This window comes from Streptomyces sp. NPDC037203 (genome assembly GCF_055605065.1).
This window is the reverse complement of the sequence record NZ_JBVJUC010000010.1, coordinates 203,025-216,583: the sequence shown is the minus strand read 5'-3', so window position 1 is coordinate 216,583 and position 13,559 is coordinate 203,025. Positions and strand designations below refer to the sequence as shown.

The following is a 13,559-nucleotide window of genomic DNA, read 5'->3' as shown; positions in this document are numbered from 1 at the left end:
TCACCGCGCATCGTCGGTGTCCGTCCCTTCGTCGACATGGGTGTTCACGGTGTTCACGGTGTCGTCGGCGCCGGCGCCGGGCCGCGCGGGCATCCCCTTGCGCCCCTGCTCCAGCCCCCGCTGGAAGGCCCCGAAGATCGCCCGCATCTCCTCGGCGTCCACCTCCCGCCGCCCGCTCTCCGCCTGCTCCGGCGGCTCCGCCCGCAACTGCCGGGCGAGGGAGGCCTGACGGACGCGGGTGGGGAGGGCGGGGACGGGGACGTCGTGCGGGGCGCCGCTCTCGTCCGGGGCGTCGGCCTCGTGCGGCGCGTCGGCCTCGTGGGTGGTGGGGCGCCTCGCGGGCAGGGGTGGGAGCTGGGCGGGTGCGGGGGCGTCGGCGGGCGGGGGTCCGGATGCCGCCGCGACGCTCCTTGCAGGATCGTTCCTGCGCCGGGTCGGCAGCGGTCGTATCCCGCCGTGCTCTCCGGGCGGCAGCGGTCGTACCTGGCCGTGCTCCCTGGGCGGCAGCGGGACGCGGACTCCGCCGGGCCCGGACAGTGCCCCCGTCGGCTCGGGCGCCGGTGGCGTGTCCGTCCCCCCGGTCGCCGCCAGGATCGTGTCCGGCAGCAGCACCACCGCCGTCATACCCCCGTACGGGGAATCCCGGAGGCTGACGTCGATGCCGTGGCGGGCGGCGAGGCGGCCGACGACGTAGAGGCCGAGGCGGTCGTGGCGGGTGGGGTCGAAGGCGTCCGGGTCGGTGAGGGTGCGCTCGGCGTGGGCACGGGCCTCGGCGTCCAGGCCGAGCCCGCGGTCGTCGATCTCCAGGACGAAGCCGCCGCCGGCCCGCCCGGTGCGCAGCGTCACCTCGGTGTGCGGCGGCGAGAACACCGTCGCGTTCTCCAGGAGTTCGGCGACGAGGTGGACGACGTCGGCGACCGCGTCCGCCGCGATCCCGGTGTCCGGCATCGGCGGCACCACCACCCGCGCGTAGTCCTCGATCTCGCCGACCGCCGAGGCGACGACCTGCGCGATGGGCACCGGCCGGCGCCAACGGCGGCCGGGCGCCGAGCCGGAGAGGATGATCAGGCTCTCCGCGTGCCGCCGCATCCGGGTGGTGAGATGGTCGATGCGGAACAGCTCGCGCAGGATGTCGGGGTCCTCGGTGCGCCGCTCCAGCGTGTCCACGAGCTTCAACTGCCGGTGCACCAGCGCCTGGTTGCGGCGCGCGATGTTGAGCAGCACCGCGAACAGCCCCCGGCGCAGCGTCGCCTGCCGCACCGCGGCCTCCACCGCGGCCAGCCGCGCGGTGTTGAAGGACCGCCCCACCTGCCCGATCTCGTCGTCGCGGCCCCCGGCGGCGGCGAGCGGCGGCGCCTCGGCCGCCGCGTCCACCTCCTCACCGGCGCTCAGGCGGCGCATCACGTCCGGGAGCTGGCGGGCGGCCAGCACATCGGCGGCGTCCCGCAGGGCCTCCAGGCGGCGCGAGATGCGCCGGGCGCCGCGCACCGCGAACCACAGCGACAGCCCCGCGACGACCAGTCCCGCGCCACCGGCGACCGCCGCGCGGGTCAGCTCCCGGTAGGCGAACGCCCGGCCGCGCGCGGCGGAGTCGCCGGCCGCCGCGGCGCACAGGTCGCGGTACTGCCGGACGATCCGGTCCACGGTCGAGCGCCAGCTGTCCGCCGCGACCGCCTGCGCCGCCCCGCCCGCCCCGGCCCGCAGCAGCGCTTCCTCGCTCTGGTTCAGGGAGCGGTACAGGGCGCCCTTCTGGAACGTCTCGAACAGGGCCCGCGAGTCGGCCGGCAGGTCGGGCACATAGGTCCGCTGGAAGACGCGCCGGTCCTCGATGGTCTGGGCGAGCGCGGTGTACTGGCCGGGAGTCAGCGCGGTGCCCGCCGCCCGCGCCCCGGCGACCAGCGCGTCCTCGCGGGAGACGAACTCGCGCACCCGGACCAGCTCGACGACGGTCCCGGACTCGCGGGCGAGCTGGCCGGCCTGGAGCGCGGTCAGTGTGCTCTGCACATCGAAGGCGGGCTCCACCAGCGCGCTGTACTGCTCGACCGCCTGGTCCCAGCCGATCCGCCGGGTGAGCACGCGCTGGCGCAGCCCGTCCAGCTTGCCGGTGGCCGTGACCATGGCGTCCAGCGCCTGCCGCTGGCGCGCCGTGAGCCGGCTCCGGTCGCCGCCGCGGATCGCCCGCCGCATGGCGTCGACCACCTGGTCGGTACGGCGCTGCTGGCCGAGCAGCCGGCCCGCCCCCGCGGCGTCCCGGCCGCCGGCACCCAGGTAGGCGGCGGACAGCCGGCGTTCGATCTGGATCTGCCCGACCGCGGTGTCCACGGGGCTGCCGAAGTCGTGGTACACCCCCTGGACCCGGATCAGCGCGCGCAGCTCCGCGGTGTCGGACACCATGGCGAAGCCCCACAGGGCCATCAGGGCGACGGCCGGTGCGAGCGCGAGCGCCACGATCCGGGTGCGGACGGTGGTGGGACGGCCAAGGGGCCAGCGCATGGGAGGACCTACCGGTATTACCAGTCAGTAGAGAGCCCGCACAACCTACGGGACGGTCACCTCGAACCGCAACGGCGACCACCGGTAACCCCAGGTCAGCTCAGAGGAAACGCACAGCGGACGAGGACCGCCGCATGGTCGGAGGGCCACTCGTTTCCGGCCACGTCCGGCCAGGGGCGAGGGTTCCCGGTGACGAGGGTGCGCGCGTCCCGGACGGTCAGTCCCCGGTGCAGCACATAGTCGATCCGGTCCTGCGGCTCGGCCCGGCCGCTGCCGTCCTCGTGCACCGGGTGGATCGGCGACCAGGTGTGTCCGGGGGCCGCGACCGGGTCGGGATGGGCCTGCCGGTAGGCGTCGGCGAGCCCCGCCTCCTCGGCGGCCCTGGTCACCGGCCAGGCCACGTCGGGCCAGTCCAGGTGGGAGGGGCAGTTGAAGTCGCCGGTGAGGACGACCGGGACGCCCGCCTCGGACGCCTGTTCGATCCGCTCCAGCGTGTCCCGCAGCTGGGCGAGCCGCAGTTCCTCGTGCGCGATCAGCCCGGCCGCCGGCAGCCCGTCGAAGGCGGACTCGTAGGGCCCGTACGGCGTGTAGTGCAGATGCGCGGTCCATACGTCGACCGCGCGGCCGGGGGCGACCTGGACGCGGACGCCCGCGGCGCCGTAGAAGCCGACGTCCGGGTCGCCGAAGCGGGCGGTGATGGGGTGGCGGCTGATGATGCCGAGATTCTCGCCGGCCCGGTGGTGGTGCCAGCCGAGTGCGTCGGCCAGTTCGCGGGCGGCGGTGCCCGCGGTCTCCTGGAGCCCGACGACGTCGGCGCCGCTGTCCCGGATCACCCTGATCTGCTTGGCCCGGTGATCGTCGACCTTCGCGCCGCCGAGCCACAGGTTCCAGCTCAGGACGGTCAGCGCGGGCGCGGTCATGGCGGTCAGCTCCCCGACGGTGACCCCGGCGAGGCTGTCCCGCACGGTGCGGCCCGGCGCGGCGCCGATCGGGGCGAGGGAGGGCACGGCGAGCACGGCGCACCCGGCGGCCTCGGCGGAGGCCACGCCGGTCGCGGTGTCCTCGACGGCCACGCAGGCGGCCGGCTCGACGCCGAGGGCGCGGCAGGCGGCGAGGTAGGGCTCGGGGTCGGGCTTGGTGCGGGCGGTGTCGTCGGCCGTGACGGAGAGGGCGAACCGGTGTGCGCCGAGGGCCTCGATGACGAGGTCGGCGACCGCGCGCGGGGACGCGGTGACCAGCGCGGCCGGGACGCCCTCGGCGGCGAGCGCGTCCAGCAGGGCGAGGGCGCCGGGGCGGGGCACGATCTCGGTGCGGACCCGGTCGGCGAACGCGCGGTGGAGTCCGGCGGCGAGGTCCGCGGCGGGCCGCCCGGTGGTGCGGGCGAGCCAGTCGGCGGTGTGTTCCACCGGACGGCCGAGGACGTCCGGCTGGTCGGCCTCGGTCAGCGGCCGGCCGGCGACCGCCGCGACCGCCTCCCACCACAGGTGCTCGGTGTCCACGAGCGTGCCGTCCATGTCGAACAGGACCGCCTGGAGCGGGAGTCGGGAGTTGTGGGGGGTGGTCACGGGGATGTCTGTCCTCGGTTCTCGGTGCGGGGGGCCACGAGCACGGGGCGTTCCGGCAGCGAGGCGCTGACGGCGGCTCCGGCGCCCAGGCCCGCGGCCTCGTGCGCGGGCAGGTCTGCCTTGGCCTCGGTGCCGTCGGCGAGCCGGACGGTGAGCCGGACGACCGCGCCGAGGAAGGCGGTGGCGACGACCCGGCCGCCGCCCTGCCCGTCGGCGCGTACCCGCAGGTTCTCGGGCCGCACCAGGACGTCCACCGGGCCGTGCGGCGCGTCGCCGTCGGCGGGCAGGCGCTGCCCGAGCACCTCGACGGTGCCGTCCTTCAGCTCGCCGGGGATCCGGCTCATGGTGCCGACGAACTCGGCGACGAAGGCGGTGGCGGGGCGGCCGTACAACTCGGCGGGCTCCGCGCACTGTTCGAGCCGCCCGGCGCGCATCACGGCGACCCGGTCGGCGATCGACAGGGCCTCCTCCTGGTCGTGGGTGACGAAGAGGGTGGTGATGCCGAGTTCCTGCTGGAGCCGGCGGATCTCCTCGCGCAGGCTCAGCCGGACCTTGGCGTCCAGCGCGGACAGCGGCTCGTCGAGCAGCAGTACGCGGGGGCGCAGGGCGAGGGCGCGGGCGAGCGCGATGCGCTGCTGCTGGCCGCCGGAGAGCTGGTGCGGAAAGCGTTCCCCCTTGTCGCCGAGGCCGACCAGTTCCAGCAACTCGGCGGCCCTCGCCCGGCGTTCTGCCGCCCGGACGCCCCGCATCCGCAGTCCGAAGGCCACGTTGTCCACGGCGTTCAGATGCGGGAAGAGGCTGTACGACTGGAAGACCATCCCGGCGTCGCGGCGGTGGGCCGGCATCCCGGTGATGTCCCGGCCGTCGACCAGTACCGCGCCGGAGTCGGGGTGTTCGAACCCGGCGAGCATGCGCAGGGCGGTGGTCTTGCCGCAGCCGGAGGGGCCGAGCAGGGCCAGGAATTCGCCGGGGCGGACGGCGAGGTCGAGCCCGTCGAGGGCGACGGTGGCTCCGAACTCGCGGCGCAGGCCCCGGAATTCGACGGTCGCGGCCTGCTCGGTGGCGGGCTTCTCAAGTGTGGTGACGGTCATGGTGTGTTGGTCATCCCCGTGAAGGAGCGGTTCGGTCGCGTCCGCCGCCGACGCCGGCGAGCGCGAGGAGCAGGGCCCAGGTGACGAGCAGGCTGAGCACGGACACGGCCACGGACATCTGGGCCTGGTCGCCGCCGACGTTGTAGATCCACACGGCGAAGGGCTGGTAGCCGAGCAGCTGGGCGACGGTGAACTCGCCGAGGACCAGCGCCAGCGTGAGGAAGGCCGCGTTCAGCAGCGCCCCGCGCAGATTGGGCAGTACGGCCCGCACCAGCGCCTTGGGCCAGGAGGCGCCGCAGCTGCGGGCGGCCTCCACCAGGGTGCGTACGTCGATGGCGCGCAGGCCCGCGTCCAGCGCCCGGTACACGAAGGGCAGTGCCATCACGACGTAGGCGAGGACCAGGACGACCGGGAAACCGGGGTTCTGGATCGCCACGAAGGTCTGGAACAGGGGGGTCCGGGACAAATGGTCCGGGCCCCACTTGAGCACGGTGACGATGCCGGCGACGAACGCGATGGGCGGCACCACCAGCGGCAGCGAGCAGACCACCTCCACCACCGGTCGCAGCCGGGGGGCGCCGAGCCGCAGGGCGACCACGGCGGGCACCATCAGCAGCAGCACGACCACGATGGTGGCCCCGGCCAGCTCCAGCGACAGCAGCAGGCTGGAGGCGAAGCCGCCGGTGGACAGGATCCTGGTGTAGGCGTCGAAGCCGATGCCGTCGGGCTCGTCCACCGTGAAGACCACGGAGGCGGCGAGCGGGACCAGGAAGTACAGGGCGGCGAGGCCGAGGACGGCCCACCGCCAGGGGGTCAGGCGTCGAGCCATCGGGCGCTCCGGCGTTGCAGGGGGAGGTACACGGCCATCACCAGGCCGGCCACCAGGACCATGTCGAGGCTGAGGGCGAGGGCGACGTTCTCCTGCCCGACCAGGACGTTGCCGGACAGGGCGTCGGCGATCTGGAGGGTGACCAGCGGGACCGCGCTGCCGACCATCGCGGCGGCGGTGGCGTAGGCGGCGAAGGCGCTGCCGAACAGCAGCACGAATCCGCCGAGCAGGGAGGGCGCGAGCACGGGCAGGGCCACGTGCCGCCAGTACTGCACACCGGTGGCGCCGTTGTTCAGCGCGGCCTCCCGCCACTGGGCGCGCAGCCCGTCGAGGGCGGGGGTGATGGTGAGGACCATCAGCGGGATGAGGAAGTACAGGTACACGAGGACCAGGCCCCAGAAGCTGTACAGGTCCCAGCCGCTGTCCTTGAGACCGAGGTGCAGGGTGAGCACGCCCGCGTTGCCGAGGGTGGCGACGAAGGCGAAGGCGAGCGGGACGCCGCCGAAGTTGGCGAGCACCCCGGAGGCGGTCAGCACGGCCTCGCGCAGCGCGCGGGAGCGGGAGCTCGCCACGGCCTGGGCGAGGGGCAGCCCGAACAGGGCGCCGAGCACGGCGGAAACCGCGGACAGCTTGACGCTGCCGAGCAGCGCGGTGAGGTACGCGCCGTGCAGCGAGGCCGTCAGGTTGGCGACGGTGTAGGAAGTGGCGCCGGTGGCGGGGTCCTTCGCGGTGAAGGCGCCGTCGAGGATCGCGAGGGCGGGCAGGCCGAAGGCGATGGCGGTGAAGACCAGCAGCGGCAGCACGGCCGCCCAGCCGGGGGCGCGGCGCCGCCGCTTCGCCGAAGCGGCGGGCACCACGTCCGTACGGGTGAGGGTGGTGGTCATCCGGAGACGGCCTTGCCCCAGCCCTGGGCGATGGCCGTCTTGGCCTTGCCCTGCTCGGCCTCGGTCGGGAAGGACGCCGTCCCTGTGACCTTGGGCAGCTTGGCGGCGGCCGCCTTGTCGAGGGTGCCGGCCGACTCCATGGAGGTCATCAGGGCCGGGCGGGCGTATCCCCTGAGCCACAGGTTCTGGCCTTCGGCGCTGTACAGGAACTCCTGCCACAGGCGGGCGGCCGCGGGGTGCGGGGCGTCCTTGGTGATGGCCTGGGAGTAGTACTGGGCGTACTGGCCGTCGCTCGGGACGGCGACCTTCCAGTCGAGGCCCTTGGACCTGAACTCGTCGGCGTACCCGGCGTTCAGGTAGTCCCAGTCGATGGAGATCGGGGTCTCGCCCTTCTCCACGGTGGCCGGGGTGGACTCGACCGGCGTGTAGTTGCCGTTCTTCCTCAGCTCGGCGAAGAAATCCAGGCCGGGCTGGATGTCGTCGAAGGAGCCGCCGTTCGCGAGCGCCGCCGCGTAGACGCCGCCGAAGGCCGAGCCGGACTTGGTGGGGTTGCCGTTCAGCGCGACCTGGCCCTTGTACCGGGGCTTGAGCAGGTCCTTGAAGGTGGTCGGGCACTCCTTGACGCGCCGCGCGTCGCAGCCGATGGAGATGTAGCCGCCGTAGTCGTTGTACCAGCGGGCCTGCGGGTCCTTCTGGCCGGCCGGGATGTCGCCGAAGGCGGTCACCTTGTAGGGGGCGAGCAGGCCCTGCTGGGCGGCGCTGAGCGCGAAGGAGCTGCCGAGGTCGAGGACGTCGGGGGCGCGGTCCTGGCCCTTGCGGGAGGTGACGGCGTTGATCTCGTCCTGGCTGGAGCCGTCGGGGCTCTCGTCCTGGATCTTGATGCCGTACTTCTTCTGGAAGGCGTCGATGATCGCGCCGTAGTCGGCCCAGTCGCGGGGCACCGCGATGATGTGCAGCGACCCTTCCTTCCTGGCCGCCTTGACCAGGGCGTCCATGCCACCGAAGTCGGCCGCGGAGGTGGCGGTGGCGGCGCTCTTGCCGTCCTTGGTGGTCGACGCGTTGTCGGGGGCGGCGCTGCAGGCGCTCAGCGCGAGCGCGGCGACGACGGCGAGGGAGCCGCCGGACACGGCGTTTCTCGGCAGGGACAACTTCACGGTCTCTCCAGGGGAAGCACAGGGGCGGGGTGCTACGGGGGTTTGTGGACCCGCTCGACAAACTTGTCTGAACAAGTCGGCCTCAGTACGCCCGTCTCCGGTGTCCCGTCCATGAACGCGGAGGGAACGGAAGCCGCCGTTTCCCTGCACAGTTGCGGCTCGTCCGGAAGACTGTGAAACGTCGATTAGGCTGGTCACGCTGTGCACAGCCGCCTACGCAGAGGGGAAGCATGACGGCGCGACACGAGGAGATCGCCGACGAGCTGCGCCGCGCGATCGACCGCGAGCAGTACACGGTCGGCAGCCGGCTGCCCTCGGAGTCGGAACTGGCCGCCCACTACGGCGTCTCGCGCGGCACGGTCCGCCAGGCCGTCGCCGCGCTCACCGCCGAGGGGCTGATCGGCTCCCGCCAGGGCGCCCGCCGCGTCGTCCTCGCGAGCCGCCGCAGCCAGAGCTTCGAGGAGCTGCGCAGCTTCGCCCAGTGGGCCCGCGCGATGGGCCGCGAGGCGACCGGGCACGTGGTCGAGCAGACCTACCGACCGGCCACCCACGAGGACGCCGTCCGCCTGCAACTCCCCTTGCACACACCGGTGTTGCACGTGCTGCGGCTGCGCGGCCTGGACGGTGACCCGGTGCTGCTCGAACGCACCGTCTACGCCGACTGGATCTCCCCCGCCGTCGAGTCCATCGAGCCCGACTGCCCCTCCGTCACCCAGCGCCTGTACGACGACACCGGCCTGGTCTTCGCCTACGGCGAGCACCTCATCGACGCGGTCGCCTGCGGTGCGCGCGACGCCGGACTGCTGCGCGTGCGCCGGACCAGCCCGCTGCTGCGGGTGCGCCGCGTGACGACGACGCGGGAGGGGCGGCCGGTGGAGTGGTCGGACGACCGGTACCGGCCGGACGCGGTGACGTTCAGCGTGCACAACTCGATCGGCAACAACGCTCTGGCGCGGAAGGCCGCGGGGTAGGTCCGGGACGCGGTCCGGGTGCCGCGCGCGGGTTCGCCGTGGTTTCCCGCGCAGCCGGACCGGGCCCCGAGCCGGGATCCGCCTCTATCCCGGCGCGCCCGAGGAAAACCTCCGCAGCAGCGGCGACAGCACCAGCACGGACTTCGTCCGTTCCACGAACGGCTCCCCCGCGATCCGTTCCAGCACCCGCTCGAAGTGCCGCATGTCCGACGCGAAGACCTGCACGATGGCGTCCGCGTCCCCGGTGACCGTAGAGGCCGACACGACCTCCTGGTACCGCTCCAGACCCCGCAGGATCGTCTCCGGTGACGTGTTGCTGCGGCAGTAGATCTCGATGTACCCCTCGGTCTCCCAGCCGAGGGCCGCGGGATCCACCCGCACGGTGAAGCCGGTGATCGCCCCGGTGGCCCGCAACCGGTCGACGCGGCGTTTCACCGCGGGCGCGGACAGTCCGACCAGTTGCCCGATGTCCGCGAAGGAGCGGCGGGCGTCCTCGGCGAGGGCGTGCACGATGCGTTCGTCGAGATCGTTCAGCACAGCAGGTGGTTCACTTACTTCTTTGCGAGTACTTCTTCAGCGAGACGGGACCGGCGAAAGCCGTATACGAAGTAGAACACGAGCCCGACCGCCAGCCAGACACCGAACACCGTCCAGGTCACGGCGGACAGGCTGCCCATGAGCCACACGCAGAAGAAGAAGCCGAGCGCGGGCAGCAGCGGCGACAGCGGCACCCGGAACGTGCGCCGCATCCCCGGCCGTGTCCGGCGCAGCACCACCACCGCCACATTGACGAGCGCGAAGGCGAACAGCGTGCCGATGCTGGTGGCGTCGGCCAGCTGCCCCAGCGGCACCGCCGCCGCGAGGACGCCGCAGAACAGGGACACGATCACGGTGTTGGCCCGCGGGGTTCCGCTCCTCGGGTGCACCCGCTCGAAGATCCTCGGCATCAGACCGTCGCGGGACATGGCGAACAGGATGCGCGTCTGGCCGTAGAGCACGGTCAGCACCACGCTCGCGATGGCGACGACCGCGCAGAAGGCCAGCAGGGTCGCCCAGAAGCGCTGCCCGGTGACGTCCCGCATGATCTGGGAGAGCGCGGCCTCGGAGCCGCTGAAGGAGCGCCACGGCCGGGCCCCGACCGCGACGGCCGCGACCAGGACGTACAGGGCGGTCACGATGGCCAGCGACAGCATGATCGCGCGCGGCAGGTCGCGCGGCGCGTCCTTCGCCTCCTCCCCCGCGGTGGAGGCGGCGTCGAAGCCGATGTAGGAGAAGAACAGCGTGCCGCCCGCCGCGCTGACCCCGGCCATGCCGAGCGGCATGAAGGGCGTGTAGTCACCGGCCCTGACGCCCATGAGGCCGACCGCGCAGAACAGGATCAGCGCGGCGATCTTCACGCACACCATCACGGTGTTGACCCGCGCGGACTCCCTGGCCCCGCCGAGCAGGAACACCATGGCGAGAAGTACGACGATCAGGGCGGGCAGGTTGAAGGCGCCGCCGTGGCCCGGCGGGGCGGACAGGGCGGCCGGAAAGGCGAAGCCGACGGTGCCGTCCAGCAGCTCGTTCAGGTACTGGCCCCAGCCGACCGCCACGGCGGCGACCGAGACGCCGTACTCCAGCAGCAGGCACCAGCCGCAGACCCAGGCGATCAGCTCGCCCATCGTGGCGTAGGCGTACGAGTAGGAGGAGCCGGCGACCGGGATGGTGCCCGCGAGTTCCGCGTAGGACAGGGCCGAGAACAGCGCGGTGACTCCGGCCAGCACGAAGGACAGGATGACGGCGGGGCCCGCCTTGGGGACGGCCTCGCCGAGGACCACGAAGATGCCGGTGCCGAGCGTGGCCCCGATGCTGATCATGGTCAGCTGCCACAGCCCGAGGGAGCGCCGCAGCGTGCCACCCTCGCCCTGGCCGCCCTCGGCGACCAGCAGTTCCACGGGCTTGCGGCGCATCAGGCGGGCACCGAGGCCCGCGGGCGGCTGCCGACGCGTGATCATCGCCCTCCACGGTACGACACCTGGCGGAAGGCCGCGCTCCGGTCATCGGACGCCTTCGGCCCCCGCCGTCGCGGCGGGGGCCGAAGGGCGCGCGGGATCAGCTCCAGCTGGCGTGCAGCGGCTTGCCCTCGGCGTATCCGGCCGCGCTCTGGACGCCGACGATGGCACGCTCGGCGAACTCCTCCAGCGAACCGGCGCCGGCGTAGGTGCAGGAGGAGCGGACGCCCGCGATGATCGAGTCGATCAGGTCCTCGACGCCCGGACGGGCCGGGTCGAGGAACATCCGCGAGGTGGAGATGCCCTCCTCGAACAGCGCCTTGCGGGCGCGGTCGTAGGCCGACTCCTCCGACGTGCGGTTGCGCACGGCGCGGGCGGAGGCCATGCCGAACGACTCCTTGTACGGGCGGCCGTTCGCGTCGTTCTGGAGGTCGCCCGGAGACTCGTACGTACCGGCGAACCAGGAGCCCACCATGACGTTCGAGGCGCCGGCGGCGAGCGCCATGGCGACGTCGCGCGGGTGGCGGACACCGCCGTCGGCCCACACGTGCTTGCCGTACTTCTTCGCCTCGGCGGCGCACTCCAGCACGGCGGAGAACTGCGGGCGGCCCACGCCGGTCATCATGCGGGTGGTGCACATGGCGCCGGGACCGACCCCGACCTTGATGATGTCCGCGCCCGCGTCGATCAGGTCCTTGACGCCCTCGGCGGAGACGATGTTGCCCGCGACGATGGGCACCTGCGGGTCGAGCGCGCGCACCACCTTGATCGCGCTGATCATCGACTCCTGGTGGCCGTGCGCGGTGTCGATGACGAGGGTGTCCACGCCCGCGTCGAGCAGTTCCTTGGCCTTGCCCGCCACATCGCCGTTGATGCCGACGGCGGCGGCGATGCGCAGCCTGCCCTTCGCGTCCACGGCCGGGGTGTACAGCGTGGCGCGCAGGGCGCCCTTGCGGGTGAGGATGCCGGCCAGCCTGCCGTCCTTGTCGACGGCGGGGGCGTAACGGCGGTTGTGCGCGTCGAGGGTGTTGAAGGCCTCGCGCGGGTCGATGTCCGCGTCCAGCAGGAGCAGGTCCTTGGACATGACCACTTCGAGCTGCGTGAAGCGGTCGACGCCGGTGAGGTCCGTGTCGGTGACGACACCGATGGGCCGCTGGTTCTCGTCCACGACCACACCCGCGTTGTGCGCCCGCTTGGGCAGCAGCGCGAGGGCGTCGGCGACGGTCTGGTGCGGAGCCAGCACGATGGGGGTGTCCAGCACCAGGTGGCGGCTCTTGACCCAGGAGACCACGTCGATGATCACATCGTTCGGGATGTCCTGCGGGATGACCACGAGGCCGCCGCGGCGGGCCACGGTCTCGGCCATGCGGCGCCCGGCGATGGCGGTCATGTTGGCGACGACGAGCGGGATGGTCGTTCCCGTGCCGTCCGGCGAGCTGAGGTCCACACCCTGCCGCGAGCCCACGGCGGAGCGGCTCGGCACCATGAACACGTCGTCGTACGTCAGGTCGTACGTGGGCCGGATGTCATTGAGGAAACGCACGTGCCGCACATCCCAGTCGTTCAGAGGTGACCCCCCGACGGGTGCGCCAGGGGGAAAAGAGCACGTACTTCATTCTCCCATGCCCCGCCCCCGGCCGTCTCCGGGCGGAACCTCCAGCGCGGCCGTCCCGCCTTCGGACGATCCACCGAAAGCGCTGGTCACCAGGGGGCGGGCGAGGGACGTCAGGCCAGGGCGAGGGCCACCGTGAGCGGGTCGGTGCGCTCGCTCGCCTCGGTGAAGACCTCGCGGGCCACCCGCCACTCGTCGGGGCGTGCCTGCCCGTACGGCTCCCACCCCGTGACGACGAGCAGCAGCCCCCGCCCGGCCGCCTCGGCCGGCCAGACCGAGGGGTCGCAGAGGCTGTCGAGGAGCGCGTCCCAGTTCCGGCCGAACCAGTCGGGCAGGGCGAGCGCCCGCGCCACGGCGTCCATCAGGCCGGACTTGTCCGCCACCCCGGTGAGGTCCAGGGTGACGATCCGGCGGTCCGCGAGGTTTCCGGTCATCTCAGCACCGCCCGGAACGAGTTGTAGTGATCATCGGTGTAGTAGAACTCCCCGCCCTGTCCGGTGATGATGCGCCGGGCCCCGCGGTCGCGTGCACCCGGTGTCGGCACGGTGTACTCGTGGTAGTAGCCGCGCTGGTGCCCCGGCAGATGCCGCTCGAAGTTCCCGAAGACGATCCCGTCCCGTGCGTAGGGGTAGGGGCCGCCCCGGTCGATGAGCGCCAGCGTCCGCCGCGCCTCGGCCGGCAACCGCGACGCGGGTACGGTCGCCATGCCCCTGGCCCAGCCGGGCGTGGCGGCAGGGCTGGTCGCCGAGCCGGTACGCGTCCCCGTCGTGCCGCCGCCCGTCGTCGCCTTCGGTGCGCACCCGGCGAGCAGCACGGCGAGGACGACGAGCAGCCCCGCGAGCAGCCGGGACAGGGGGCGGGACAGCGGCCGGCCGGGCGGCCCGGCAGGGGGCCGTTCGGACGCCGGGGGCGAGGGGCGGAACAAGGACGGCATGCGGACGATGCTGCCACGGCGGTCGCGGGTAC

Annotated in this window: 12 protein-coding genes; 1 reads left to right on the top strand and 11 read right to left on the bottom strand. The window is 73.1% G+C overall.

Going from position 1 to position 13,559, the window contains the following annotated elements; translation table 11 throughout:
* From ACZ7EC_RS25750 to ACZ7EC_RS25725, 6 genes are all read right to left on the bottom strand, one after another.
* Complete coding sequence (locus ACZ7EC_RS25750; RefSeq protein ID WP_471066089.1) at window positions 1–2,493, bottom strand: sensor histidine kinase; 2,493 nt, start codon at window positions 2,491–2,493, stop codon at window positions 1–3.
* 95 nt (window positions 2,494–2,588) lie between these two features.
* Entirely contained in the window at window positions 2,589–4,058 is a 1,470-nt protein-coding gene (locus ACZ7EC_RS25745; RefSeq protein WP_471066087.1) for an HAD-IA family hydrolase, read from the bottom strand.
* Window positions 4,055–5,149, bottom strand: a complete 1,095-nt coding sequence (locus ACZ7EC_RS25740) for an ABC transporter ATP-binding protein (RefSeq protein WP_471066085.1) — start codon at window positions 5,147–5,149, stop codon at window positions 4,055–4,057. Before ACZ7EC_RS25740 ends, ACZ7EC_RS25745 begins: the two co-directional genes overlap by 4 nt.
* A gap of 10 nt (window positions 5,150–5,159) precedes the next feature.
* Window positions 5,160–5,978, bottom strand: a complete 819-nt coding sequence (locus tag ACZ7EC_RS25735) for an ABC transporter permease (protein ID WP_471066083.1) — start codon at window positions 5,976–5,978, stop codon at window positions 5,160–5,162.
* Complete coding sequence (locus tag ACZ7EC_RS25730; RefSeq protein WP_471066081.1) at window positions 5,963–6,862, bottom strand: ABC transporter permease; 900 nt, start codon at window positions 6,860–6,862, stop codon at window positions 5,963–5,965. The genes ACZ7EC_RS25735 and ACZ7EC_RS25730 overlap by 16 nt, the downstream gene beginning before the upstream one ends.
* A complete protein-coding gene (locus tag ACZ7EC_RS25725) occupies window positions 6,859–8,016 on the bottom strand; it encodes an ABC transporter substrate-binding protein (RefSeq protein WP_471066079.1) in 1,158 nt (385 codons plus the stop codon). The genes ACZ7EC_RS25730 and ACZ7EC_RS25725 overlap by 4 nt, the downstream gene beginning before the upstream one ends.
* 230 nt (window positions 8,017–8,246) lie before the next feature.
* Between ACZ7EC_RS25725 and ACZ7EC_RS25720 the strand changes: the two genes are divergently transcribed.
* Window positions 8,247–8,987 (top strand): GntR family transcriptional regulator, encoded by a 741-nt coding sequence (locus tag ACZ7EC_RS25720; protein ID WP_471066077.1) that lies wholly within the window; start codon window positions 8,247–8,249, stop codon window positions 8,985–8,987.
* 84 nt (window positions 8,988–9,071) lie between these two features.
* Here the strand turns inward: ACZ7EC_RS25720 and ACZ7EC_RS25715 are convergent, their stop codons facing one another.
* The 5 genes from ACZ7EC_RS25715 to ACZ7EC_RS25695 all read right to left on the bottom strand — a co-directional run bounded on the left by ACZ7EC_RS25715 (window position 9,072) and on the right by ACZ7EC_RS25695 (window position 13,527).
* On the bottom strand, window positions 9,072–9,524 hold the full coding sequence (locus tag ACZ7EC_RS25715; protein WP_471066075.1) for an Lrp/AsnC family transcriptional regulator: 453 nt from the start codon (window positions 9,522–9,524) through the stop codon (window positions 9,072–9,074).
* Between the two features lie 14 nt (window positions 9,525–9,538).
* Complete coding sequence (locus ACZ7EC_RS25710; protein WP_471066073.1) at window positions 9,539–10,984, bottom strand: amino acid permease; 1,446 nt, start codon at window positions 10,982–10,984, stop codon at window positions 9,539–9,541.
* A gap of 97 nt (window positions 10,985–11,081) precedes the next feature.
* Window positions 11,082–12,524, bottom strand: a complete 1,443-nt coding sequence (locus ACZ7EC_RS25705; protein WP_471066071.1) for a GuaB1 family IMP dehydrogenase-related protein — start codon at window positions 12,522–12,524, stop codon at window positions 11,082–11,084.
* A 182-nt stretch (window positions 12,525–12,706) separates the two neighbouring features.
* Window positions 12,707–13,027, bottom strand: a complete 321-nt coding sequence (locus ACZ7EC_RS25700) for a barstar family protein (RefSeq protein WP_471066070.1) — start codon at window positions 13,025–13,027, stop codon at window positions 12,707–12,709.
* Entirely contained in the window at window positions 13,024–13,527 is a 504-nt protein-coding gene (locus tag ACZ7EC_RS25695) for a guanyl-specific ribonuclease (protein ID WP_471066068.1), read from the bottom strand. Before ACZ7EC_RS25695 ends, ACZ7EC_RS25700 begins: the two co-directional genes overlap by 4 nt.
* Window positions 13,528–13,559 lie beyond the last annotated feature (32 nt).